We start from the raw sequence: 24,266 nt of genomic DNA, 5'->3' as shown, positions 1-24,266 counted from the left end.
AAGACAGCCGAGATCTGCCGGCCGGGACGCCGCCGGCCAGCAGGAGCCCTGACATGTTCTCCGTCGAAGTCCGCGACCGCATCATGATCGGCCACTCCCTGCCCGATCCCTTCTTCGGCCCAGCCCAGAACATGCATGGCGCGACCTTCGTGGTCGATGTCGCCTTCTTCCGCGAGAGGCTGACGCGCCAGAACGTCGTGGTCGACATCGGCGCCGCGCTCGACGTGCTGAACAAGACGCTGAAGCCGCTGAACTACCAGAATCTCGACGCGCTGCCGCAATTTGCGGGCGTACTGACCACCACCGAATTCCTCTGCAAATACATCTTCGACGCTATGGCCGATGCGGCGAAGTCGGGCGCACTCGGGGAGGACGCTGCCGGCCTTGCCCGCATCCGCGTGACGCTGCACGAGACCGATCTCGCCCGTGCGAGCTACGAGGGCGCGCTCGCGTGAGCGCCATAGCCTTCGCGATTCCGGGCGACATCGACCTGCCGACCGGCGGCTACGCCTTCGATCGCAGGCTGCTGGCCGAGTGGCGCGAAATGGGCATCGAAGCCAGGCACCTCGCCTTGCCGGGCTCCTTTCCCTTTCCGACCGAGGCCCACCTCGCGCAGACCGGCCACGCGATCCTGTCGCAGCCCTGGGACGACACCCTGCTGATCGACGGGCTGGCCTATGGCGCCTTTCCCGAGGGCATCGCCGCCGGGCTTGCCGGGCGCGTCGTCGCCCTCGTGCATCACCCGCTCGGGCTGGAGACCGGGCTCGCGCCGGAAACGGCGCAGATGCTGGTGGCGCGCGAGACCGCGGCGCTGCGTTATGCCCGTGCCGTCGTGACGCCGAGCCCGGCGATGAAGCGTCTGCTCGCCGCCGATTTCGGCGTCGAGGAGGCGCGCATCACAGTCGCCCAGCCCGGTGTCGATCCCGCTCCGCGCGCGACCGGCGGCCCGAATGACGGCCCCCTGCAGCTGCTTGCCGTCGGCTCTGTCGTGCCACGCAAGGGCTATCACGTGCTGGTCGAGGCTCTTGCGTCCCTCTGCGACAGGAACTGGCACCTCACCATCGTCGGAGCGACCGACCGCGCCCCCGAGACCATGCGGGCTCTAGCGGGCCAGATCGCGGACGCAGGGCTTCAGGACCGCATCTTGCTTGCAGGGGCCGTGGACGACACGACGCTTGCGGCCGCCTATGATCGCACCGACCTCTTCGTGATGCCCTCGCTGTTCGAGGGCTATGGCATGGTGTTGACCGAGGCGCTGGCGCGCGGGCTGCCAATCGTCTGCACGACGGGCGGCGCCGCGGCCGAAACGGCGCCCGACGACGTTGCGCTGAAAGTTCCTCCGGGGGATGCCGGCGCGCTGGCCACGGCACTGGCGATCCTGATTGATGCGCCGGACCGGCGCAGGGCGCAGGCGGATGCGGCCTGGGCCGCGGCGGCGACCTTGCCGCGGTGGCGAGATACGGCGGCGATCGTCGCCGGCGTTTGCCTGCCCGGACTCGGGCGAAAGGTAGGTTGATGGGCGGTTTCTCACCCGAATGGCTGGCTCTGCGGGAGCCGGCCGACCATGCGGCCCGCAATCCGCAGGTCCTGGCCGCCGTCGGCGCGCATTTCGCGGCCAAGGCCTCGCTCACCGTGGTCGACCTCGGCTGTGGCGCGGGCTCGAACCTGCGCGGCAGCTATGCTGCCCTGCCGGCGCGACAGCACTGGACGCTGGTCGATCTCGACGCCCGCCTCCTCGCAGCCACGCGCGAGACGCTTGCTGGCTGGGCCGACGAAGCACGCGAGCAGGGCGAAGAGCTGGTCCTGGCCAAGGGCGAACACATCATCACGGTCGATACCCGCCAGGCCGACCTGAACAAGGACCTCGAATGGATTCTCGGCTGGCAGCCCGATCTGGTCACGGCCGCCGCCCTGTTCGACCTCGCCTCGAAGCGCTGGATCGAGCGCTTCGTCGCGGCACTGACGAGCCAGCGCCTGCCGCTCTATACCGTCCTGACCTATGACGGGCGCGAGACCTGGCAGCCGTCGCACCCTGCCGATGCCGCGATGCTGGCAGCGTTCAAGCATCACCAGCGCAGCGACAAGGGCTTCGGCCCGGCAGCCGGCCCCGACGCCACCGAATTCATGGCGGAGGCCTTCCGCAAATCGGGTTTCGCAGTTTCCACCGGCGACAGCGCCTGGCAACTCGACGGCAGGCAGGGAGAGCTGAGGCAGGCCCTGGCGCAGGGCATCGCCGATGCCGTGCTGGAGACCGGGCAGGTCGATCCGGCGACCGTCGGCGACTGGCTCGCGGCGAAGGCGGGAAATACAACGGCCCTGATCGGCCATTTCGATCTCTGGGCGCGGCCGGTCTGACCGCGTTTGCGCCGCCTATTTCAGCCCCGGCAGCATGCGGCGCAGGACACCGTCCTTGCGAATGAAGTGATGGTACAGCGCGGCGGCGATGTGCCCGCAGGCCAGGAGCGCCATCGCGATGGCGAGCTTGCCGTGAACGCCCAGAACAGTCTTGGCCAGCTCCTCGTTCGGGCTGGCGAGGGCCGGCAGGTCGACGAGCCCGAACAGTGTCAGTGAAGGGTAGAGCGAGACGCCGATCCAGCCGAGCAGCGGCACGACGATCAGCAGGCCGTAGAGCAGCCAGTGCACCAGATGCGACGCGGCCTTGTGCCACCACAGCAGCGTCGGCTCGTCCGGTGGTGCGCCCTTGATCAGCCGGTAGGTCAGCCGGCCGGCAACCAGCCAGAGCACGAGGAAGCCGAGGGTCTTGTGCGAGCTGTAGAGCGCGTCGGTCAGCCCATCCCAGATGTCGAGCGTGTTGCCGCGATAGCTCATGGCAAGACCCAGCGGCACCATCACGAGGACGGCGCCGGCGGTTGCCCAATGCATGTGCCGGGCGGCGGAGCCGTAGACACCATGTCCCGGCGCTATCGTCGCCTTGTCATGATCCTGCGTCATTCCCCTCTCCCGCTTGCGAGACTGCCGGATCGACGCATGGATGCCCACATTCATCCCGCGTTCAAGGTGGCGAGCCTATACGGCCTGCCCACGGATCTGGATGGCTCGACGGCAGGGCGCCGAAATTTCTGCTCGATGGAACTGCTCTCGCCTCAAGCACGTTTGGTGGAAAATGATGCAGCGCGGATCTATATCGACGATCCGCACGTATAAGCCTAACCTCCCGCCGGGCCGAAGCCTTCCTGGACAAGGCCCTATCTGACGGACAATCCGATGCCTCAGTCGCGTACCCTTTTCGGACGCCCGCTCGAGACGAGCCTCGTAGCGGTTGATCGGGCCATTTCCGAATTTCGGGCCGGCAGGCCGGTGCTTCTGCGAGCGGGCGAGCATCTCGCGCTCGCACTTTCGGCAGAGTTGGCCGAGGGCGATCTGGTCGGACGCCTCGATGATCTCGCGGGCGGCAAGGCCTATCTCGCGTTGAGCGCGGCCCGGCTGCGCCGGCTCAGCGGGAAGAACCGCGCCGAGACCGGCATCCTGGCGATGCCGACGCTCGATCTGGCCCGCATCGAGATGCTCGCCCTCAAGATCGACGGCAAGGTCGACGCTCCCGTGGCGCCCGCTTCCGCGATCGACGATGCCGCGCTCGAACTGGCGCGGCTTTCGCTCGTCCTGCCGGCCGCGATCATTGTCCCGGTCTCGGCCGAGCTCATCGACGGCGAGCCGCTGGTCGAGGTCGAGATCGACGCCGTCAACGGCTATCGCGCCGCCCAGGCCGCAACGCTGTCGATCGTCGGACGTGCCCCGGTGCCGCTGGAAGGAGCGCCTGAGACGGAGTTCGTCGTCTTCCGTGGCGGCGAGGGCCTGCGCGATCAGGTCGCGATCATCGTCGGCAATCCCGATCTCTCGGCCGCCGTGCCGGTGCGTCTGCATTCCGCCTGCCTGACCGGCGACCTCTTCGGCTCGCTGAAATGCGATTGCGGCGACCAGCTCCGCGAAACCGTGCAGTGGATGGCCGAGAACGAGGGCGGAATCCTGCTCTATCTCGACCAGGAAGGCCGCGGCAACGGCATCTCCAACAAGATGCGCGCCTACAAGCTGCAGAGCCAGGGCTGGGACACCTACGATGCCGACGAGGTCCTCGGCTTCGATCTCGACCAGCGCCATTTCGACTTCGCTGCGACGATGCTGAAGCAGCTTGGCGTGAACAGCGTCACCGCCCTCACGAACAACCCGCTCAAGGTCGGGGCGATCAAGGCGGCGGGCCTCGAGGTCGCGGCGACCCAGCGCGTCCTCGGGCGGCCGAACGTCCACAATGTCCGTTATCTCGCCTCCAAGCGGGACCGGGCCGGCCATTTCATCGACATGGACGCGCTGATGGCGCGGGCTGCCCCCAAAGATTGAGCAGGCGATGATCGAACGGGCTGGCCCGTCCCTTGGCTGACCCGGAGGCCTTGATCGCCAGGGCGACTTCAGGCACCGCAACCTGATGTCGAACGGCATCGACCCGCAACACGGATCTGCGCCACGCTGGCCGCTCGCCAGGGTGATCGCCATCGTCGTCATCGCCTGGCTCGCGCTCTCCTGGCCATGGCTGTCCGGCATCGTCACGATCCCCTGGGACGCCAAGGCGCATTTCCAGCCGCAGCTCCAGTTCCTCGCCGAGGCCTGGCATAGCGGTCGCTCGCCGTTCTGGACGCCTTACGTCTTCTCCGGCTCCCCGCAGGTTGCCGATCCGCAATCCCTTATCTTCTCGCCGCCCTTCGCCCTGATCGCAGCGCTGGAACCGGTGCCCGGCTTCAGGCTCGGAGATGGCGCCGTGCTCGGCACCTTGCTCGCGGGCGCACTCGCCTTCGTGGTGATCTTCCGCGACCGCGACTGGCATCCCGCCGGTGCCGTGGTCGCGGCCCTGGCTTTCGCCTTCGGAGCCGCGGCAGCCTGGCGCATTCAGCATGTCGGTCAGGTCCTCAGCCTCGGCTACTTCGCCGTCACGCTCGCCCTGGTGGCGCGCGCGCTCGAACGCGGCTCGCTGGCCTATGGCTTCGCGGCCGGCGTCGTCGCGGGATTCATGGTTCTCGGCCGCGACCAGGTCGCGCTGATCGGCGTCTATGTCCTGGCCGGACTCGTGATCGCCGCGATCGCGATGGCGCGCAGTCCCTGGCAGGCCCTGCGCAGCAGCCTCCTGCCCTTGCTCGCGGGTACACTCGGCGCGGTTCTGGTCGCCACAGTGCCGATCCTGCTCACCGCGTTCCTGGCCGAGGAATCGAACCGCCCGGCGATCGACCTGATCGGCGCCGGCAAGGGCTCGCTGCACCCCGCCGCCCTGCTGACAGGCCTCTTCGCCAATCTGTATGGCGCAGCCGGCCCACTCGACAATTTCTGGGGCGCGCCCAGCCCCGCCTTCGAAGCCCGCTTCGGCCCGCAGGATCTCTATCTCGCCCGCAATATGAGCCAGCTCTACCTAGGCCTGATCCCGATGGGGCTGGTGCTGACCGTGGGGATTGTGCGCGGCGCATTGCTGCGCCGCGAGATCGTGGCGCTCAGCTTGGCCGCGCTGATCGTGCTGATCTATGCGCTCGGACGCTTTACGCCGGGCTTCCGCCTGCTCTTCGAGCTACCCGGCGTCGCCTTCTACCGGCGCCCGGCCGATGCCCTCTTCATCCTGGGCGCGCTCGTCGCCCTGCTCGGCGGCTATCTCGTCCATCTCGTGATGACCGACACCGCCCCACGGGCGCGCCCCTGGCAACGCATCGTCGAGATCGCGCTCTTCGCCGGCGCTCTCGCCTTGGCGGTCTGGCTCGCCTGGACGGTCGGGCGCCTGTCCCTGGCTATCGTGCCGCTGGTGACGGCCCTGCTCTGCGCCGTGTTGAGCCTTGGTGCCCTCGTCGCCGCGCGTGGGCTCGCGCTGCGCGGAGCAGGGCTGGCCGCCACCATCATCCTCGCCGCGACGCTGGTGGTCGATCTCTCCGTCAACAACGGCCCGAGCGAGTCCACCGCCCTACCCTCTCAGGATTTCGACGTGCTGCGCGCCGACAGCACCAACGAGACCATCGCGCTGCTGAAGCGCGAGACCGCCCGTACCGCCGGGCCCGACCGGCGTGACCGCATCGAGCTCGCCGGCATCGATTTCCACTGGCCCAATGCCAGCCTCGTTCACAAGCTCGACAACACGCTGGGTTACAACCCCCTGCGGCTTGGGCTCTACAGCAAGGCCACAGGCGCAGGTGACCACGTCGCCTTGCCTGACCAGCGCACCTTCTCCGCCTTGATGCCGGGCTATCGCTCTCTGCTTGCCGACATGCTCGGCCTGCGCTTCATCGCGACCGGCGTCCCTGCCGAAATGATCGACAAGGCGCTCAAGCCCGGCGATCTCGTCCGGATCGCCCGGACGCCCGACGCCTATGTCTACGAGAACCCCCGTGCCCTGCCGCGCGTGCTGCTGGTGCCGAAGGCCGAGAGGGCCGATTTCGACGCGATCCTGACGACCGGGCAATGGCCGGAAGGCTTCGACCCGCGCCGGACGGTGCTGCTCGAGCGCGCCGTGCCGCCTTCGCCGCCAAGCCCGGCATCGGCTGCCCAGCCCCAGGCGGCTTCCGTCCGCATCGCCGATTACGGCACCACCGAGATCACGCTGAAGGTCGATGCGCCGCAGGGCGGCTATGTCGTCCTGAATGACGTCTGGCACCGCTGGTGGCAGGTCGAGGTGAACGACGTTCCGGCCCCGCTGCTGCGAGCCAATGTGCTGTTCAGGGCCGTCGAGGTACCGCCCGGCCGTTCGACGGTGCGTTTTGTCTTCAGGCCGCTCCACGGATTGTTCGCGGACATCGGCAAGCGGTTGCGGGCGCGACGCAGCTGACCGCTTCGGTCAGCCCAAGCAGGGTTCGTCGCAAGCTCGTCTGGACCGCTCCTGCGCCGAGCTGTTACCCAGTACCCCCCGCGCGAATCCACGCCCGCGCGTCAGCAATCCAGTGATCCCGGCCACAATGGAAACGCAGGTTTCTCACGAGCTCTTCCCCCATGTCCGCATCGTCATGGGCATGGTGATCGGCCTCGCCATGGCGCGCCTTCTCACCGGCATCGCCGGGCTGATCCAGCATCCGGGCCGCTATCGGGTATCGGCGCTGCATCTGCTCTGGGTGGGGTCGATCCTGATCGAACTCGTGCTGTTCTGGTGGTGGGAATTCGCACTGTCGCGGGTTGATCGCTGGAGCTTCGGCGTCTTCCTGTTCCTGATTACCTATGCTGTGCTTCTGTATCTGCTCTCGGCGCTGCTCTTCCCCGACAACATTAGCGAGTATGGCAGCTACGAGGACTTCTTCCTCAAGCGAAGGCGCTGGTTCTTCGCGCTCTTCGCGCTGACGTTCCTGTTCGACATCATCGACACGCTCATCAAGGGAGCGGACTACTTCAACGCGCTGAACCGCGACTACCTGATCCAGGTACCGATCGGGCTGACCCTGTGCCTGGTCGCCTGCACGTCGAAGAAGCGCAACCTGCAGATCGGCATCGTGCTGCTCCATCTCGCCTATCAGGCCTACTGGATCAGCCGCACCTTCGGCGCTCCGGTCTAGCGCGACCGCAGCCGCCTACCCCAGCGCCCCCATCGCAGCGACCGGCTTGACCACCAGGCCCGCGAGCACGCTCTCCAGCCCCGCCTTGTCGACCGCTCCGTCGCGGATCGTCTCGTCGCGGTGGATGCCGCCGGCGATGAACAGGCTGTCGAAGCCCATTAGCCGGGCGCCTGCCAGATCGGTGCGGACGGCGTCGCCGATCACCAACACTTTGGCCGGATCGGCCGGGTGGCCGCCGCGTGCCGTGCGCGCCGCCTCCAGCGCGAGGTCATAGGCCGGGCGATAGGGCTTGCCGGCCCAAGCGACGTTGCCGCCCAGTTCCTCGTAGATCGCGGCCAGAGACCCCGCACAGGGCAGCAGGTCATGCCCGACATGGACGACGAGATCGGGATTGCCGCAGATGAACGGCACGCCTCGGGCCGCAAACCGCTCCAGCAGCGGGCGATACTGCTCGGGCGTCTCGGTGCGATAATCGTTGAGCTCGGTCGCGACGACGAGATCGGCCTCTTCTTCGCCGACCAGCTCGATCTCGGCTCCGGCAAAGACCGAGCGGTCGCTCTGCCAGCCGATATGAAAGACCTTGCGGTGGTGGCTCTCGGCAATCAGCGAGCGCGTCACGTCGCCCGAGGTCACAAGCTTGTCCCAGGCACCACGCGGCACGCGCTTTTTGTCGAGGAGTTCGGCGACCTGTCCGGACGGCGCCGGCGCGTTGGAGAGCAGCACCACCGCGCCGCCGCGCTCGCGGAAGGCCGTCAGTGCGGCGCAAGCCGGGGGCAGCGCCCAGACGCCGTCATGCACGACACCCCAGACATCGCTGATCACCACGTCATAGCGAGCGAGCAGCTTGCCCGCCTGGTCGAGAATCGGAACGCCCATCAACCTGCCTTCTTCGCCTCGAGAACCATGCGTGCCTCGACATCGGCACGGCGCGGCAACGGCGCGACGGCGCCGAAGCCCTGCGTCGAGAGCGCGGCCGCGACATTGGCGTAGGCACCGGCCGCGAAGGCATCGCCGGTGCGGATGTATTCGGCGAGGAACGCGCCGTCGTAGCAGTCGCCGGCTCCGGTGGCGTCGATCGCATCGACCTTGATCGGCACGAGGCGCTGGCGCTGATCCGGCGTCGCCACCAGCGAGCCCTCATGGCCGAGAGTCAGCGCGACGATCTTCGCACCCAGCCGCAGGTAGAAATCAGCGATCGCGTCAGCATCGCTGAGCCCGGTGAGCTGGGTCGCGTCGTCATAGCCCGGCAGCACGATGTCGGCCATGCCGCAGGCTGCGTTGATGATCGCCTTCGCGCGGGTCAGCGGCCAAAGCTTGAGGCGCAGGTTGGTGTCGTAAGCCGTCGTCACACCGGCCTCCCGGGCCAGCGCGAAAGCCTCGAAGACGGCGTCGCACGCCGAAGCCGAGATCGCCTGGCTGATCCCGGACGCCTGAACGATGCGCGCCGAGGTGATCAGGTCGCGCGGGAAGTCGCGCGGCCCGACCAGGCTCGCGGCCGAGCCGGCACGCAGATAGGAAAAGACATGGCCGCTCGGGCCGTGATCGACGAAATAGAGCCCGGTCGGCGCACTCGGATGCGTCGAGACATGGGCGTCATCGACGCCTTCGCGGCGCCAGAGATCGCGGATCGAACGGCCCGCCATGTCGTCGCCGAGCGCGCCGAGATAGGCCGCCTTCGCACCCTGCCGGGACGCCGCGATGGCGCAGTTCGAGGTGTCGCCGCCATGGCCGAACTGGAAGGCGCCGGTCTCGGCCCGGGTCGCGTTGAACTCGCCCAGCGGCTCGCCGATGCAGAGAAGATCGAAGCGGGGTTCTGTCACGGGGTGGCAGCCATCTTGGATAGGAATCGGAAGCGCGCACCGCTCGGCCGGCGACGGCGCACGCATGAGCGCGCGCTTTCCTAGAGCATCGGCCCGAAAAGTGGAACGCGGATTTCGGAGAAGGCCGATGCCAAGAAAGTGCGATGGAGCATGATCGCGAGCGGGGAACGCCGCGTTCGGGAGCAGGCGGCGCTACTCGGCCGCCTCCCGCTTCGGCGGCAGCGTCATCAGTCGCTCGGCGACAGCCATGATTTCCTTGCGCAGCGCGGCATGGGTCTCAGGATCGGCTGCGGCAGCGGCCGCCTTGCCGGCCTGCCCGGCCTCGCGCTTCAACCTGGTTCTTTCCGCGCGCGATTCCTCCAACGCCCCGTGCAGCGTCTGCACCTCGGCATGCACGGCCTCGAGCTGCGTCTCGCGGGCCAGCAGGTCCTTGCGCAGATCCGCGACCTCCTGCGACACGCGTCGGCGCTCTGCCTCGAGCCCCGCCTTCGCCTGCGTCAACTCCTGCTCCATCGCCTGCCTCGCTTCGCTTGTCGCCCCGAGCGCTTGCGTTTCCTGCGCCAGCAGCGCCTGGATTCTCGCCGCCTCGGTGCCAGCCGCCACGGCGCGTGCATCCGCAGCCGCGAGCCCGGCCTCGGCCTGTGCCGCTCGCGCCGCCAGCGCATCGGCCCGCAACCGCTCGCTGTCGCGATCGACGATCATCGCCTTCAGGGCAGCCTGGCTGGAATCAAAGGCCAGCTCCTTCGCGGACAGCCTGTCGGTCAGATCGCGCCCGGAGCCTTCAAGCACCATGATCCTGGTACGGTCCTCGACCTGCGCCACCCGGAGCTGATCATGGTCCTGGCGCAGCTTCGCGAGCTCGTCGTCTCGTTCGGCCAGAAGCGCCTGGGTGCGACCGAGGGTTTCGCGCTCCGCCGCCAACTCGCCCTCCCGGGCCGAGAGATCGGAACTGGTGCCCGTCAGCGCCGAGCGCGTTTCCGCGAGCGTGCTTTCAACGCTCGCCAGATCGGCGATCCTCTTGTCAAGCGTCGCGGCCGTCTCGGCCAAGGCCGCGGCTTCGCGAGCCAGTGCAGCGAGCGTTCCGGCCAGTTCACCGCGCGTCTGATCGAGGTCGTCCTCCAATCCGGCGATACGCCCGTCTCGGTCGCGCACGACGCCTTCGAGCTCGCCGATCTTCATGTCCCTTCGGCCGAGATCCTGCATCGCACCGGCCTTGGCAGCGAAGCCGCGTTCGGCCTCCTGCTCGAGCGTACGGGCACGCAGGGCGAGCTCGGCACGGAGATGGTCGCGGTCGGCGGCGATCTCGGCGAGCGAAAGCGGAAAGGCCGCTTCGGCGCGCTTGCGTGCCAGCCTGTCGGCCCGTCGCGCCAGCGCCGGCACGGCCGCCAGCGCAAGCAGGCTGGCCGACAGGAAGCCGAGCGTGACGAGCATGATAGCTTCAATCAAGACGTGCGGTTCCACATCCGGGGGGACGGCAGGTTAGGACATCGCGACGGAAAGGGGAAATCTGTTCTCGCCTGCCCGCCTTCTTCTTCTCTCGTTGCGGAAGCTCATCCCAGCTTCGGGCGATTCTGCCTTGCCCCTCGCGAAGACGCTCAGAACGGATTCCAGGTCGCCTGCGGCGTGAACTTCAGATAGCCGAGATTGACGCCGAGGCGCCAGCCGAGGCCGGTGCGGATCGGCACGACGGTGACGCCCTCGGCGTTCAGCGCAGTGAAGCCGAAGCCGCCGACGAAGTAGGCCGAGCCGTCGATGCCGGCGAAGCGCTGGTAGAGCGCCTCGACTGCGGGCAAGCCATAGACCAGCATCATCGTGCGTGCGCCCTCGCCACCGAAATCGAAGCCGATCGAAGGCCCCTGCCAGAACACCTTGCGGTCACCGGCATTGCGGGTGAACAGCGTGCCTTCGCCAAAGCGCAGCCCGCCGACGAAGGCGCCCGAAGCCTCCTGGCCGAGGACATAGCCGTTCGGCTCGCCCCAGCGCCTGACGGCCTCCTCGACCACCAGCGCAAGCCCGCGCGAGACGTTCCCGAAGAACTGGTGTCCCGAGGTGACCAGTTCGTTCTGCGAGAACGACCGGCTCTGCCCATAGGATTGCTGCGCGAGCGCGGGCAGCGGCGACTGGGAGAGGCCGGCAGCGGTCAGCGCGAGACCACCCTTGATGAGGCCACGGCGGGTTTGCGTCATGAAATCGGTCTCCGGGTGGGGCGCCAGCTTGCGCCGACGGTCCGCTCCGACGTTTCGATCCCCGGGCTTCCGTCAGCCCGCAGCGATCGCGCCGGAACGGTGGGTGAGTGACGCCGAGGCCGGGCCATCCGGGAAAATCCGGACCCCGGACACGATGTCGCGCAAATGCGAACCAGTTCCGTAACCAGTTTGATACCCTCGAAAGTGTATCCAACCCGTGAAGATTGCAGAGCGGGCTCCGGTTCCGGCGTCAGCACGGTTTTGAGGATTTGCCCGCGATGAAGGCTGCAACAAGGCAGCAACGGCTTGCCATGGCCCTATGCGTGCTGAGCGCATTGGCGGTTGCGTTGCCCGGTGCCGTTTTCGCCGATACGCCCGGGCTGCCCGCCGGATTGCCGGAATTGCCGTCGCTGGGCGAATCGATGCAACGCGACATCCATTCGGGCCTCGCGCTGAGCGGCTACGATCCGATCGCCTATCGGCTCGAAAAGCGCGCCGTGGCCGGGCAATCCGACTACGAACTCGTTCATCGCGGCGTGGTCTGGCGCTTCGTCTCGGCCGCCAACCGGGAGGCGTTCCGGGACGCTCCCGACGTCTATGAACCCGCCTTTGCCGGCTTCGATGCCTCGGCGGTCGCCGACGGGCGCGCCGTCGATAGCGACCCGCGCCAGTTCGCCATCATCGATTCGCGGCTGTTCCTGTTCCGGACACCCGAGAACCGTCGCCGCTTCGTCGAGGATGCCATCCTGCTTCAGATGGCGGAAGGCAATTGGCGCAGTGTCGCGCAAAGCATCGCCCGCTGACCGCGCGGCGTGAGGGCCCGCTCAGATCGTCGCGGCAGCGGCGACCGCGCGCCTCGCCAGGGCTTCGCTCGAGGCCGCGATGAAGGGCGGATTGCAGAAGCCGCGATCCGTCCGGCCATAGCGCGGCAGCAGCCCGTCGAGCGTCAGGACGATGCCTCCGGCGGCGCGCAGGATCACGTCGCCCGCTGCAATATCCCATTCCATCGTCTGGCCACCGCGCACATGCAGATCGGCCTCGCCGGATGCGATCAGGCCGAATTTCACCGCCGACGACACCGGCAGCGTCGCGCTGGAGCCCATCGCGGATGCGACGCCATCGCTCAGCCGATCGCCATGGAAGCGACTGACCAACGTCTGCGGTCCCAACGCCGGCAGGGGGCGCACGGCGATCCGGCGAGCATCGCCGATCGTCGCGCCGTCCGCAGCCAGGGCTTGGGAAAAGGCCTGCTCACCGGCGAACCACAGGCGGCCACTCGCCGGAGCAGCGATCGCGCCGGCAACCGGCCTATCGCCGCAGATCACGGCGATCGCAACGCAATAGCTGTCTCCTCCGGCCAGGAACTCGCGCGTGCCATCGAGTGGATCGAGCAGGATGAAGACGGGCGCAGGGGGAACGTCCGCGACGCTCTCCTCGCTGATCACGGGAATCCCGGGAAGGAGCCGCTCCAATTCGCGCTTGGCGGCTTGGTCGGCGGCCATGTCCGCCGAGCAGACGGGTGAGCCGTCCGGCTTGAGCTTCACATCGCATGCCGCGCGCATCGCCAGCAGGACGGCCCCGCTGAGCCGCGCCGCTTCCGCCAGCCGCCGCGCCAGATCATTGCAGTCGGCAAGGCGCGGGTCGCTGATCAGCGGATCCTGTTGGCGCACCTGCTCCTGGGCCTTCATCACCTTGGCGTGTCCTTCGCTTCGCCCGGCCGTCAAATGGGGCTTAACCACATGAAAACCAAGATGCCACCATATCTCATGGAAACGGCGCTCAGTTCGCCGCGAGCGCCACGCAGCAATGACCCCAGGACATAACCATGACCGCCATCTCGCTCGAGCCGCTCGATCTGGCAGCGCTCCTTTGCAGCCGCGTCTGCCATGACGTGATCAGCCCGGTCGGCGCCATTGTCAACGCGCTCGAGGTGCTGGAGGAAGACGATCCCTCGATGCGCGACTTTGCGCTTGAACTGATCAAGAAGAGCGCGCGCAACGCTTCGGCCCGGCTACAGTTTGCCAGGCTCGCCTTCGGCGCAGCCGGCTCGGCCGGAGCCATGATCGATCTCGGCGATGCCGGCAATGTCGCCAATGGCTTCCTCAACGACGAAAAGCTCTCGCTCGATTGGGAAGCACCTCGCGCCCTGCTGCCGAAGAACCAGGTCAAGCTGCTGCTCAACCTGCTGGTCCTCGCCGCCCAGGCCGTACCGCGCGGCGGCAAGCTGGTTTCGCGCGCCACCGTTGAGGGCGAGCAGGGCAGCTTCACGATCAGCGCGACGGGCTCGCATGCACGCATTCCCGCCCATGTCGAAGACCTGATCGCTGGCCGCTCCGAGACCGGGACGATCGACGCCCACGCGGTCCAGCCGCTCTATACGGGGATGGTCGCCCGCGCCGCCGGCATGGTCATCACCTTCGCGATCGAGGGCGACACCGTCACGATCACGGCGAACAAGGCCGCATAACGCATCGCACCGCCGAATAACGGCGGTCGTCGCGATAATCTCAACCGATCATAAACCCTTCTGCTGCTTAGCTTGATGCAGTGTGTTGTCGCGTTGAGTGGTGGTCCCCCGTATGGACGACTTGCTGCAAGAGTTCCTGACCGAAACCGGCGAGAATCTCGACACGGTCGATCGGGAACTCGTGCGTTTCGAACAGGAGCCGAACAACCGCGACATCCTGCGCAACATCTTCCGGCTGGTCCACACCGTCAAAGGCACCTGCGGCTTCATTGGATTGCCCCGGCTGGAGGCCTTGACCCATGCCGCGGAGTCCGTGATCGGGCAGTTCCGCGACGGCGCCAGCGTGAGCGCCATCGCGGTCACCGCCATTCTGGAAACCATTGACCGCCTCAAGGACATCCTCTCCGAACTTGCCGAGAAGGGGGAGGAACCGCCCGGCAATGACGAGAATCTGATCCGCGAGCTCCATAACCTGGCCGAGCATGCCAAGGCCGAGCTGGGGCAGAAGCAACCGCCGCCGGGCGATCTTGCCGACCCGGTCGCCGCCTATCTCGCCCGCCACGGCGGGACTGCGTCGGACAAGCCGGCAGAGGACGGACTCGACCTTGTCTTCCGGAACGCGCCGGAGCCGCAGCGAGGCCGCGACGGTCGCATCGAGCGGACCGACGCCGGCGACCATGGCGACGACACCGGCACCCGTGAGACCCGGCCGACCGGCCCTGCCACCCTGCGGGTCAATGTCGACACCATCGAGCATCTGATGACGATGGTCTCGGAACTCGTGCTGACGCGCAATCAGCTGCTGGAAATCTCGCGCAAGCAGGACGACACAGGCCTGAAGGCACCGTTGCAGCGCCTTTCGCTGATCACGGCCGAGCTGCAGGACGGCGTGATGAAGACGCGCATGCAGCCCATCGGCAATGCCTGGTCGAAGCTTCCGCGCATTGTGCGCGACCTCGGCGCCGAACTCGGCAAGCGGATCGAGCTGGTCACCGAAGGTGCGGACACCGAACTCGACCGGCAGATTCTCGACCTGATCAAGGATCCGCTGATGCACATGGTCCGCAATTGCGCCGACCATGCCATCGAAGCTCCGGCCGAGCGCCGGGCCGCGGGCAAGGCCGAGACCGGCACGATCCGCGTCGCCGCCTATCACGAGGGTGGCTCGGTCACCATCGCGGTTGCGGATGACGGGCGCGGCCTCGACATCGAGCGCATCCGCCGCAAGGCCCTTCAGCAGGGGCTCGCGAGCGAGGCCGAGATCGAGCGCATGTCCGATGCGCAGATCAGCCGCTACATCTTCCATCCGGGCTTCTCGACCACCGAGAGCATCACCGCGATCTCGGGGCGCGGCGTCGGCATGGACGTCGTGAAGGTCAATGTCGATGCGGTCGGCGGCCTAATCGACATCGTCAGCAAGCCCGGCCTTGGCACGACGATCACAATCAAGATCCCGCTCACGCTTGCTATTGTGGCGGCTCTGATCGTCGTTGTCGGTGACCAGCGTTTCGCAATCCCCCAGATCGTGGTCCGCGAACTCGTCCGGGTGAAAGCCGGCGCGGATCACCGCATCGAGGAGATCAACGGCGCACCGATCCTGCGATTGCGCGGGCGCCTCTTGCCGATCATCGCGCTGTCTGGGCTGATGGATACGCAGGAACGTGCTCCGGACGACGGTTTCATCGTGGTCACGCAGATCGGCGAGCGCCAGTTCGGCATCCTGGTGGACGGCGTGTTCCACACCGAGGAAATCGTCGTCAAGCCGATGTCGAGCAAGCTTCGGCACATCCCGATCTTCTCCGGAAACACGATTCTCGGCGATGGCGCGGTCGTGCTGATCGTCGACCCGAACGGCATCGCAGGCTTGGTCGGCGCCGCCGGGGCAGGCGATGCCTTCCAGGCCGAGACGCATGCGGCCGCCACGGCGCCCACGATCGAGAAGACCACCGTTCTGGTGTTCAAGACCGGCTCCGATGGTGTCAGGGCCGTGCCTCTCTCCCTCGTGACACGGCTCGAAGAGGTCGATGCCGGGCAATTCGAGAAGGGCAGCGGCCGCACCTTGCTGCACTACCGCAACCGCCTCGTCCCGGTCGTTCCGATCGGCGAGACGAGGCTGCGTAGCGAAGGGCTGCAGCCACTCGTCATCATTTCCGAAGGCGACATGACGGCCGCGCTGGCCGTCGACGCGATCGTCGACATCGTCGATGAGGTGCTCGACATCGAAATGGCCACCGCTCAGGACCGCGGCATCGTCGGCTCCGCGATGATCCGCGGCCGCGCCACGGACATCATCGACCTCGCCTATTACCTGCCGTTGCACGAAAGCGGCTGGCGCCATGCCGCCGCCGATCGCGCCGACCCGTCAGCGACGGCGCAGATCCTGCTCGTCGAGCCCTCGACCTTCCTGCGCGAGATGCTGACGCCGGTGCTGAAGGCCTCGGGTCATCGCATCACAGTCGCCACCGGCTTCGAAATGGCGCGCCAGCAACTCGCCGACGGCGCGGTCAACACGATCCTGCTCGACATCGACGGCGACATCGAGGGCGCCTTCGCCTTCGCCGCCGCGCTGCGCGACGCTCCCGGCGGCGACAGCCTCCGTCTCATCGGCATGACCGCATTGGTAACGCCCGATCTGCATATGCGCGCCGGCCAGGGACGGATCGACGAGGTCGTTGCCAAGTTCGACCGGCGTGCCTTACTCGGAGAACTGGCGGAGCGCCGCCCCGGCATGAGGGAGGCGGCATGACCTTTCAGCATACCGATGCGCCGCACCAGTCGGCCCCGCATCCCCGGGCAGCACGCCACGCGGCGACGGAGGCGCCCGTCGGCACCTTCGAATCGCTCGACTATGTCACCGTGATGATCGGCGACCAGATGCTCGGACTGCCGATCGGGCGTGTGCATGACGTCTTCATAACCAACCGCATCACGCTCGTGCCGCGGGCACCGTCCGAGATCATCGGCCTGCTCAATCTGCGCGGCCGCATCGTCACTGCGATCTGCCTGCGCAAGCGCCTCGGCCGTCCGGTCACCCTCAGGCAAGATCGCGAAGGCAAGACCGAACTGGTCGCCGTCGGCATCGACCATGACGGCGAAGCCTATGCACTGATCGTCGATGCCGTCGGAGAGGTCATGCGACTGGACCAGTCAACCTTCGAACCACCCCCGGTTCATCTGGACCGCGGCTGGGCGGCGCTCGCCACAGGCGTGCACCGCCTCGATGATCGCCTGCTCGTTGTTCTGGACGTCGACGCCATCCTCGCACTTGACCTGCCTGCCGCGGCTTGACGCGTCGCCGCACCGATCTGGAGATTTCACCATGAAGTACTGTCTCGTCGTCGATGACTCCGCCGTGATCCGCAAGGTCGCCCGGCGTATCCTTGAGGGCCTCCAGTTCCGCATCACGGAAGCAGAGGATGGCGCGCGCGCCATCGATTCCTGCAAGGGCGAGATGCCCGACGCCGTGCTGCTCGACTGGAACATGCCGATCATGGACGGCTACGATTTCCTGCGCACACTGCGCCAGATGCCCGGCGGAAAGCGGCCCAAGGTCGTCTTCTGCACCACGGAGAACGACATCGCCCATATCGCGCGGGCCATGCATGCCGGCGCCGACGAATACATCATGAAGCCCTTCGACAAGGAGATCGTCGCCTCCAAGTTCCATCAGGTCGGGCTGCTTTGATCACGGCTGCGGCAGCAGCGAATACCGGAAGCGCCCCGTGGCGCATTGGCTCGGATGCGGGGCGCAGCAAGGCTGCGACCGGCTGGCAGCGCAGCGGAATGTGTGACGTATGAGCAGCCCCCTGCCGGCAAGCGCGCAAAGGCACAAGACGGTCGTGATCGCCGACGACTCGGTCGTCGTGCGCGGCCTTTTTGCTCGCTGGCTCGGTGAGAGCGGACAGTTTCATCTCGTGGCCGTCGCCGGCGACGGCGAGACCGCGGTCGCCCATGCGGGGCGCTTCAAGCCCGACGTGATGGTGCTCGACCTCGACATGCCGGGCGTCGACGGCGCCACCGCCCTGCCCCAGATCCTCAAGGAAAGCCCCCACACCGGCATCCTGCTGGCGACGACGCTGACCGAGCGCAACACGCGCATCGCGCTGGAATGCATGACCAAGGGCGCCATGGACGTCGTCTCAAAGCCCGAGAGCCGCGACGGCCTGACACTGTCCCTCGATTTCCGCAGCGAGTTCCTGCTCAAGCTCGGCAACATCGCTCAGACCCGCGTGCGGCCGGGCGCCCTGCCACCTGACATCGACGTCGACTTCACCTCCCTGGGCCCTACCAGCCTGCGCCAGCTCGTCTCGGTCGTGCCCCGCTATCTCGTCATCGGCGCCTCCACCGGCGGCCCGCGTGCCGTGGCCAGGGTGCTCTTCGACATTGGCGATGCCCTGCAGGACCTGACGACGATCGTCGTCCAGCACATGCCGCCGCTCTTCACCGCCTCGTTCGCCGAGCAGATCACCGGCTATATCGGCATTCCCGCCCGCGAACCCTTCGACGGCGAGCGCCTCGCCCGCGGCACGATCTATGTCGCGCCTGGCGGACGCCATCTCGGCATCGATCGTCGGCTCGGCCACATCACCGCCAGCATCAGCGACGCCCCGCCCGTGCGCTTCTGCCGGCCCGCAGTCGACGTTCTCTTCAACGACGCCGCTCGCCATCTCGGTCCGGCCGCGCTCGGCATCGTCCTGACCGGAATGGGTGCGGACGGTACCGAAGGCGCTGGCGCCCTGCGTCGGGCCGGCGCGGCTGTCATTGCCCAGGACGAGTGCTCCAGCACGATCTGGGGCATGCCCGGGTCGGTCGTTCGCGCACAGCACGCCAGCGCCGTCATTCCGCTGGATGACATCGGCGGCGCGATCCGCGGCCTCGTGCGTGCGGGTCAGCTCGCATGACGGAAGCCGATTTCAACTTCCTGCGCCTGCTGCTCCATCTGCGCTCGGGCCTCTCACTCAGCCCCGAGAAGCGCTACCTGGCCGAGAGCCGTCTGGGCATCCTCTGCCGCCGGCGTGGCATCGACGGGCTTGCGACGCTCGTCCACCAGCTCCGCCAGGGTAGCGACGCGACGCTCGAGAACGCCGTCGTCGAGGCGATGACGACGAACGAGACGCTGTTCTTCCGCGACCACACACCATTCGACCTGTTCCGCAATGCGATCCTGCCGGAGAAACTGGCCTCGAATGCTTCGAGCCGCTCGCTGCGCATCTGGTGCGCGGCGGTCTCGACCGGCCAAGAAGCTTATTCGCTGGCGATGATCCTCGACGAGATGGCGCCCCGCCTCGCGGGTTGGAAGGTCCAGATCATTGGCACCGACATTTCGGCCGAGGTGCTGGAACGCGCTCGCACGGGCCTCTACAGCCAGTTCGAGATTCAGCGCGGCCTGCCGATCCAAATGCTGCTGAAGCACTTTCACCAGAACGGCGACAAGTGGCAGGTCTCGGAACGGCTGCGCGCGATGGTCGAGCTGAAGCAGCACAACCTACTCGAGCCCAACAGCCATCTCGGCCAGTTCGACGTGATCTTCTGCCGCAACGTGCTGATCTATTTCGACGTCCCGACCAAGGCCAAGGTGCTGGGCCTGATTGCGCCGCGCCTGGCGCCTGAGGGGGCGGTCGTCCTCGGTGCAGCCGAGACCGTGATCGGGATTTCCACGACGATCGTGCCCGACGGCAAGCATCGCGGGCTCTTTCGCGATCGGCGTTCGGCCCATGCGGCGAGCATGACCCTGCCGCTCGAGCCCCGCCTGGCGCAGGGTGGTGCCCGCTACTAGCGGTCGCCGACGCTCAGCGGCCGCCTCCCCTGCTCAGCCCAAACAAAAACCCCGCCTCTCGGCGGGGTCCCCGTCAACCTGTCGTGTACATCCGACGATCAGGCCGCGATCTTTGTGGCACCGGAACATGACCGCCGCATGACGGCTGTTCCGCCCCGGCCTCAGGCCGGGATGCGTTCCTCGGCATCGGACGGCTCGCGCAGCACATAGCCGCGGCCCCAGACCGTCTCGATGTAATTCTTGCCGTCCGACGCGTTGGCCAGCTTCTTGCGCAGCTTGCAGATGAAGACGTCGATGATCTTCAGCTCGGGCTCGTCCATGCCGCCATAGAGGTGGTTCAGGAACATTTCCTTGGTGAGCGTCGTACCCTTGCGGAGCGAGAGCAGCTCCAGCATCTGGTATTCCTTGCCGGTGAGGTGGACGCGGGCGGCGTCGACTTCCACGGTCTTGGTGTCGAGATTGACGACGAGGTCGCCCGTCGTGATGACCGACTGGGCATGGCCCTTGGAGCGGCGGACGATCGCGTGGATGCGTGCGACCAGCTCGTCCTTGTGGAAAGGCTTGGTCAGGTAGTCGTCGGCGCCGAAGCCCAGGCCCTTGACCTTGTCCTCGATGCCGGCGAGGCCCGACAGGATCAGGATCGGCGTCTTGACCTTGGCCACGCGGAGCGAGCGCAGCACCTCGTAACCGGACATGTCGGGCAGGTTCAGGTCGAGGAGGATGATATCGTAATCGTAGAGCTTGCCGAGATCGACGCCCTCTTCGCCGAGATCCGTCGTGTAGACGTTGAAGCTCTCGGATTTGAGCATCAGCTCAATCGACTGGGCGGTCGCGCTATCGTCCTCGATCAGCAGAACCCGCATGTCCACGTCCCCAATTTCGCCCGCAGGCAAGCCGACCTAATGATTCGCCCGAACCCGCACGGCCCTGAGCGAGGAAGGCGCTTGCCCGATGAAACTTCACGCGACACGCTACGGGCACAATGGTTAACAAACCGTGATTCCCGTGCGCAAGCGCTTCTTGGGAGAAAGACGACGATCCTTGTCGAGGTGAGTCGAATTTGACACGGATCGTTTCGCTATTCGCCCGCGAAATCGCTCTTTCGCGGAGGCTGCTTCGTGGAACGGGGTCAAAATGCCCCGCGTCGCGACGCAGCCTCGAAACACAGTGTTAATCACCCGGGTAAATGAAAGGTTTACGGAAGCCATTATGAACAGCGCTGCGCATGGCCATGATCGCCTTTCCGGCCTCGCCGCGACGATCGCCGGACTGGACTCCGTCACGGTCTACGGCCGCGTGATCGCCGTGCGTGGACTGCTCGTCGAGGTCGCCGGTCCGATCGGCGCGATGAGCCTTGGCGGCCGCATCGAGATCGAGATCGCACCCGGCAGCCGCGTTCCCTGCGAGGTCATCGGGTTTTCCGGCGAGAAGGCGCTTGTGATGCCCTATGGCGGGCTCGACGGCGTGCGCCGCGGCTGCCCGGCCTATGTGGACAAGGCCCCGCCCGGCATCCGGCCGACATCGGCCTGGCTCGGGCGCGTTGTCGATGCGCTCGGCCGGCCAGTCGATGGCGGCCCGCCCCTGCCGCAAGGCGAAGAGCTCTTCACGTTCCGCAACGACCCGCCACCGGCCCATTCGCGCCGTCGCGTTGGACGGCCGCTCGATCTCGGCGTGCGCGCCATGAATGCATTCCTGACCTGCTGCCTGGGCCAGCGCATGGGCATCTTCGCCGGCTCCGGCGTCGGCAAGTCGGTGCTGCTCTCGATGCTGGCGCGCTACGCCCGCGCCGACGTCAACGTCATCGGCCTCGTCGGCGAACGCGGGCGCGAGGTCCAGGAGTTCCTCCAGGACGATCTGGGACCGCAGGGCCTAGCCCGCTCCGTCGTGGTCGTCGCGACCTCCGACGAGCCCGCCCTGATGCGCAAGCAGGCAGCCATGACGACGCTGACGATCGCCGAGTACTTCCGCGATCAGGGCAAGCAGGTGATGTGCCTGATGGATTCGGTGACGCGCTTCGCCATGGCGATGCGTGAGATCGGCCTCGCGGCGGGCGAGCCGCCGACCACCAAGGGCTACACGCCGACTGTCTTCGCCGAACTGCCGCGCCTGCTCGAGCGCGCCGGCCCCGGCGTCGGCGACGGCGCCATCACCGGGCTTTTCACCGTGCTGGTCGACGGCGGCGACCATGACGAGCCCGTCGCCGACGCGGTCCGCGGCATCCTCGACGGCCATATCGTGATGGAGCGCTCGATCGCGGAGCGTGGCCGCTATCCCGCGATCAACGTGCTGAAATCGGTCTCTCGAACAATGCCGCGCTCCAGCGACCCGGCCTTCTACCCGGTCGTCCAGAAGGCACGCGCCACGCTCGCGACCTATGCCGACATGGAGGAACTGATTCGCCTCGGCGCCTACCGCCAGGGCGCCTCGGCCGAGGTCGACGAAGCGATCCGCCTCAATCCCGCGCTCGAAGCCTTCCTGAAACAGGCCAAGGACGACGCGACCAGCCTGCCGGACTGCTATGCCCGGCTCGCCGCGATCATGAACAGCTAGGGCATCGGCTCGAAAAGCCGGCTGCGGCTTTCGGAACGGCCGATGCCGCTCTCGTCAGGGCCGGGCCAGCAGGCGCACCAGCGCCGCCATGGCCAGCAGCCCGACGAGCTGGATTGCCGCCGAGCTGACCAGGGCCAGATCCCGCCCCAACCGCTCGATCATCGCGGCGACGAGCAAGGGCGCGGCGGCAAAGGCGAGGTTCTGCGGCACGGTCAGCCGGCCGAGCATGGCGCCGAGGCCGCTGCGCCCGAACAGTGCCAGCGGCAGCGTCGCTCGCGCCACGGAAATCACGCCCATCGCCGCGCTGAAGCAGATCACGAAGCCCGCCGCGGTGAGCGCAGAACCCGGCGCTAGAACCAGCAGGAAGCAAGACAGCGGCCCGAGCACCAACCCTGCCAGCGCCGTCCGCTCGACGGGCAGCCTGTCCCCGACGGTCGCATCGACCAGCCGCGCCAGCAGCGTCGCCGGCCCGCTGAGGGCGGCGATGCCGACCGCCTCGGCCTCGCCGATGCCAGCGTTGCGCAGCAGCTCGATCAGATGCAGCGGCAATCCCCATGACACCAGCCCGCTCGCCGAAAACGCGATGGCGACCAGCCAGAAGGCCGTACGCCGATGCGCGGGTGGGACGCGCCCCTCATCGCTCTCGACAGGCGATGGTATTGCGGCAGCCGCGGTAGCCGGATGCCGGTGGCGCGGGACCGCGGCGTAGATCGGCAGGACGATGGCGATCTGCATCGCAGCGAAGGCAAACCAGGTTGCGCGCCAGCCAAATTCCGCGTCCAGCACGGCCGTCAGCGGCCAGAACACGGCCGACGAGAGCCCCGTCGCGAGCATCATCAGCCCGATGACCCTGCGCGTGCGCGGGCCCATCAGATGAGCGACGGTGACGCTGCCGACATTCCCCAGCGAGAAGGCATGGCCGATCCCGATGGCGACCCAGCCCGCAAGATAGCTCACCGGCCCCTGCGCCACGCCCAGAAGCGCCAGCCCCGCGGCGCAGGCCAGCGCGCCGATGCACATCGCCCGGCGGGTGCCCTCGCGGTCGAGCTGCCGGCCGACGGCAGGCGCCAGCGCGGCCCCGGTCAGGAGCAGCACCGTGATGCCACCGAACACCACCGTGACGTCGAGCCCGAGATCCCGCTGGATGTCGCGCGCCAGCACGGACAGGGCGTAGAAGGTCGAGCCCCAGCCGATGATGCGCGTGACGACGAGGCCGCAGATCAGCAGTCCATGTTCCGGAAGGCGCGGAAAGGCGGGCAAGGGAGGCAATCCACGGGCGACGCAGGAGAGCCCTGCGAGTCGGTTTCAATGGCAGAGCTAGTAGACCGCCGCGTCCGCGCGCGTCAGCAGCACGCGCGCGGCCATCCCATGCATCAAAAGCGGCGTTCTTTGGTAAGGAACGGTCAACCTCCTTGCCCCATTGTGCTTTTTGTCTCGCGGTATGGAGTTCCGGTCGCACGCCGAGGGGTCGGCGTTCGGCCAATGCGTAATCAGGAGTTGGAAACGACATGAAGTCGCGAGAGACACTTTTGCGTCTCAAACGCTTCCAGGTGGACGAAAAGCGCCGCCGGGTAAGCCAGATCGAGATGATGATCGCGGATTTTCACCGCATGGCGACTGATCTGGACCGCGAGATCCAGAGCGAGGAATCGCGGGCCGGCATCTCCGACCCGGCCCATTTCGCCTATCCGACCTATGCCAAGGCCGCGCTCGGCCGCCGCGACAACCTCCGCCAGTCCGCCGACAACCTGAAGGGCCAGCTCGACGAGGCCAAGGCCGAGCTTCAGGAAGCCTTCGAGGACATGAAGAAGGTCGAGATCCTCGACGACCGCGAGCGTGCCACCGAGCGCGCCGCCGAGGCCGCCCGCGACCAGGCGATGATGGATTCGATTGGCCTGCGCCCGCGCGCCTGAGCGGTCGTTAGAGTTCGGCATTCGAGAGCCCGCC

24 protein-coding genes are annotated in these 24,266 nt (G+C 67.2%); 16 read left to right on the top strand and 8 right to left on the bottom strand.

The window, feature by feature from the left end:
- The first annotated feature begins 53 nt into the window (after positions 1–53).
- From VGN82_RS22470 to VGN82_RS22460, 3 genes are read left to right on the top strand one after another with little or no spacing between them, the layout of a single operon-like run.
- Positions 54–455, top strand: a complete 402-nt coding sequence (locus tag VGN82_RS22470; protein WP_327529303.1) for a 6-pyruvoyl trahydropterin synthase family protein — start codon at positions 54–56, stop codon at positions 453–455.
- Entirely contained in the window at positions 452–1,516 is a 1,065-nt protein-coding gene (locus tag VGN82_RS22465) for a glycosyltransferase family 4 protein (RefSeq protein ID WP_327529302.1), read from the top strand. The genes VGN82_RS22470 and VGN82_RS22465 overlap by 4 nt, the downstream gene beginning before the upstream one ends.
- A complete protein-coding gene (locus tag VGN82_RS22460) occupies positions 1,516–2,355 on the top strand; it encodes an SAM-dependent methyltransferase (RefSeq protein WP_327529301.1) in 840 nt (279 codons plus the stop codon). Before VGN82_RS22465 ends, VGN82_RS22460 begins: the two co-directional genes overlap by 1 nt.
- A 15-nt stretch (positions 2,356–2,370) precedes the next feature.
- On the opposite strand, the gene VGN82_RS22455 is transcribed toward VGN82_RS22460, so the two are convergent.
- On the bottom strand, positions 2,371–2,952 hold the full coding sequence (locus VGN82_RS22455) for a cytochrome b (RefSeq protein WP_327529300.1): 582 nt from the start codon (positions 2,950–2,952) through the stop codon (positions 2,371–2,373).
- A gap of 36 nt (positions 2,953–2,988) precedes the next feature.
- Here VGN82_RS22455 and VGN82_RS22450 point away from each other — a divergent pair, with 36 nt between their 5' ends.
- From VGN82_RS22450 to VGN82_RS22435, 4 genes are all read left to right on the top strand, one after another.
- Positions 2,989–3,165, top strand: a complete 177-nt coding sequence (locus tag VGN82_RS22450) for a hypothetical protein (protein ID WP_327529299.1) — start codon at positions 2,989–2,991, stop codon at positions 3,163–3,165.
- A 60-nt stretch (positions 3,166–3,225) separates the two neighbouring features.
- Entirely contained in the window at positions 3,226–4,353 is a 1,128-nt protein-coding gene (gene ribA, locus VGN82_RS22445; protein WP_327529298.1) for a GTP cyclohydrolase II RibA, read from the top strand.
- 85 nt (positions 4,354–4,438) lie between these two features.
- Positions 4,439–6,805 carry a hypothetical protein gene (locus tag VGN82_RS22440; RefSeq protein ID WP_327529297.1) on the top strand — a complete coding sequence of 789 codons (2,367 nt, stop codon included), beginning with the start codon at positions 4,439–4,441 and terminating at the stop codon, positions 6,803–6,805.
- Between the two features lie 127 nt (positions 6,806–6,932).
- Entirely contained in the window at positions 6,933–7,520 is a 588-nt protein-coding gene (locus tag VGN82_RS22435) for a hypothetical protein (protein ID WP_327529296.1), read from the top strand.
- Positions 7,521–7,535: 15 nt separating this feature from the next.
- Here the strand turns inward: VGN82_RS22435 and VGN82_RS22430 are convergent, their stop codons facing one another.
- From VGN82_RS22430 to VGN82_RS22415, 4 genes are all read right to left on the bottom strand, one after another.
- A complete protein-coding gene (locus VGN82_RS22430; RefSeq protein WP_327529295.1) occupies positions 7,536–8,396 on the bottom strand; it encodes a TIGR01459 family HAD-type hydrolase in 861 nt (286 codons plus the stop codon).
- Positions 8,396–9,340, bottom strand: coding sequence for a sugar kinase (locus VGN82_RS22425; RefSeq protein ID WP_327529294.1), 945 nt, complete (start codon positions 9,338–9,340; stop codon positions 8,396–8,398). The genes VGN82_RS22430 and VGN82_RS22425 overlap by 1 nt, the downstream gene beginning before the upstream one ends.
- A gap of 192 nt (positions 9,341–9,532) precedes the next feature.
- Complete coding sequence (locus VGN82_RS22420; protein WP_327529293.1) at positions 9,533–10,786, bottom strand: coiled-coil domain-containing protein; 1,254 nt, start codon at positions 10,784–10,786, stop codon at positions 9,533–9,535.
- A 149-nt stretch (positions 10,787–10,935) separates the two neighbouring features.
- A complete protein-coding gene (locus VGN82_RS22415) occupies positions 10,936–11,526 on the bottom strand; it encodes a DUF1134 domain-containing protein (RefSeq protein WP_327529292.1) in 591 nt (196 codons plus the stop codon).
- Positions 11,527–11,804: 278 nt separating this feature from the next.
- On the opposite strand from VGN82_RS22415, the gene VGN82_RS22410 reads away from it, so the two are divergent.
- Positions 11,805–12,329, top strand: coding sequence for a YHS domain-containing (seleno)protein (locus VGN82_RS22410; protein ID WP_327529291.1), 525 nt, complete (start codon positions 11,805–11,807; stop codon positions 12,327–12,329).
- A gap of 21 nt (positions 12,330–12,350) precedes the next feature.
- On the opposite strand, the gene VGN82_RS22405 is transcribed toward VGN82_RS22410, so the two are convergent.
- Positions 12,351–13,214: a 3'(2'),5'-bisphosphate nucleotidase CysQ family protein gene (locus VGN82_RS22405; protein WP_327529930.1), complete on the bottom strand. Its 864-nt coding sequence runs from the start codon at positions 13,212–13,214 to the stop codon at positions 12,351–12,353.
- Between the two features lie 137 nt (positions 13,215–13,351).
- On the opposite strand from VGN82_RS22405, the gene chpT reads away from it, so the two are divergent.
- The 6 genes from chpT (at position 13,352) to VGN82_RS22375 (ending at position 19,769) form a co-directional block, all read left to right on the top strand.
- Positions 13,352–13,993 (top strand): histidine phosphotransferase ChpT, encoded by a 642-nt coding sequence (chpT, locus tag VGN82_RS22400; RefSeq protein ID WP_327529290.1) that lies wholly within the window; start codon positions 13,352–13,354, stop codon positions 13,991–13,993.
- Positions 13,994–14,105: 112 nt separating this feature from the next.
- Positions 14,106–16,739, top strand: a complete 2,634-nt coding sequence (locus tag VGN82_RS22395; RefSeq protein ID WP_327529289.1) for a hybrid sensor histidine kinase/response regulator — start codon at positions 14,106–14,108, stop codon at positions 16,737–16,739.
- Entirely contained in the window at positions 16,736–17,281 is a 546-nt protein-coding gene (locus tag VGN82_RS22390; RefSeq protein ID WP_414644368.1) for a chemotaxis protein CheW, read from the top strand. Before VGN82_RS22395 ends, VGN82_RS22390 begins: the two co-directional genes overlap by 4 nt.
- Positions 17,282–17,312: 31 nt before the next feature.
- Positions 17,313–17,678: a response regulator gene (locus VGN82_RS22385; protein ID WP_327529288.1), complete on the top strand. Its 366-nt coding sequence runs from the start codon at positions 17,313–17,315 to the stop codon at positions 17,676–17,678.
- Between the two features lie 109 nt (positions 17,679–17,787).
- The gene (gene cheB, locus VGN82_RS22380; protein ID WP_327529287.1) at positions 17,788–18,894 is read left to right on the top strand and encodes a chemotaxis-specific protein-glutamate methyltransferase CheB; all 1,107 of its coding nucleotides are present in this window, start codon (positions 17,788–17,790) and stop codon (positions 18,892–18,894) included.
- Positions 18,891–19,769: a CheR family methyltransferase gene (locus tag VGN82_RS22375; RefSeq protein ID WP_327529286.1), complete on the top strand. Its 879-nt coding sequence runs from the start codon at positions 18,891–18,893 to the stop codon at positions 19,767–19,769. The genes cheB and VGN82_RS22375 overlap by 4 nt, the downstream gene beginning before the upstream one ends.
- 161 nt (positions 19,770–19,930) lie before the next feature.
- On the opposite strand, the gene ctrA is transcribed toward VGN82_RS22375, so the two are convergent.
- Positions 19,931–20,632 (bottom strand): response regulator transcription factor CtrA, encoded by a 702-nt coding sequence (ctrA, locus tag VGN82_RS22370; protein WP_055729421.1) that lies wholly within the window; start codon positions 20,630–20,632, stop codon positions 19,931–19,933.
- 346 nt (positions 20,633–20,978) lie between these two features.
- Here ctrA and fliI point away from each other — a divergent pair, with 346 nt between their 5' ends.
- Positions 20,979–22,319, top strand: coding sequence for a flagellar protein export ATPase FliI (gene fliI / locus VGN82_RS22365; protein ID WP_327529285.1), 1,341 nt, complete (start codon positions 20,979–20,981; stop codon positions 22,317–22,319).
- A 54-nt stretch (positions 22,320–22,373) separates the two neighbouring features.
- Here fliI and VGN82_RS22360 read toward each other — a convergent pair whose 3' ends face one another.
- Positions 22,374–23,579 (bottom strand): MFS transporter, encoded by a 1,206-nt coding sequence (locus VGN82_RS22360; protein ID WP_327529284.1) that lies wholly within the window; start codon positions 23,577–23,579, stop codon positions 22,374–22,376.
- Between the two features lie 248 nt (positions 23,580–23,827).
- Between VGN82_RS22360 and fliJ the strand changes: the two genes are divergently transcribed.
- Positions 23,828–24,232: a flagellar export protein FliJ gene (gene fliJ, locus VGN82_RS22355; RefSeq protein ID WP_327529283.1), complete on the top strand. Its 405-nt coding sequence runs from the start codon at positions 23,828–23,830 to the stop codon at positions 24,230–24,232.
- Positions 24,233–24,266 lie beyond the last annotated feature (34 nt).

The sequence above is a fragment of the Allobosea sp. genome (assembly GCF_035999205.1).
Lineage (GTDB): Bacteria > Pseudomonadota > Alphaproteobacteria > Rhizobiales > Beijerinckiaceae > Allobosea.
Note: the sequence above shows the minus strand (reverse complement) of the source record. Positions and strands in the feature narration are given on the sequence as shown.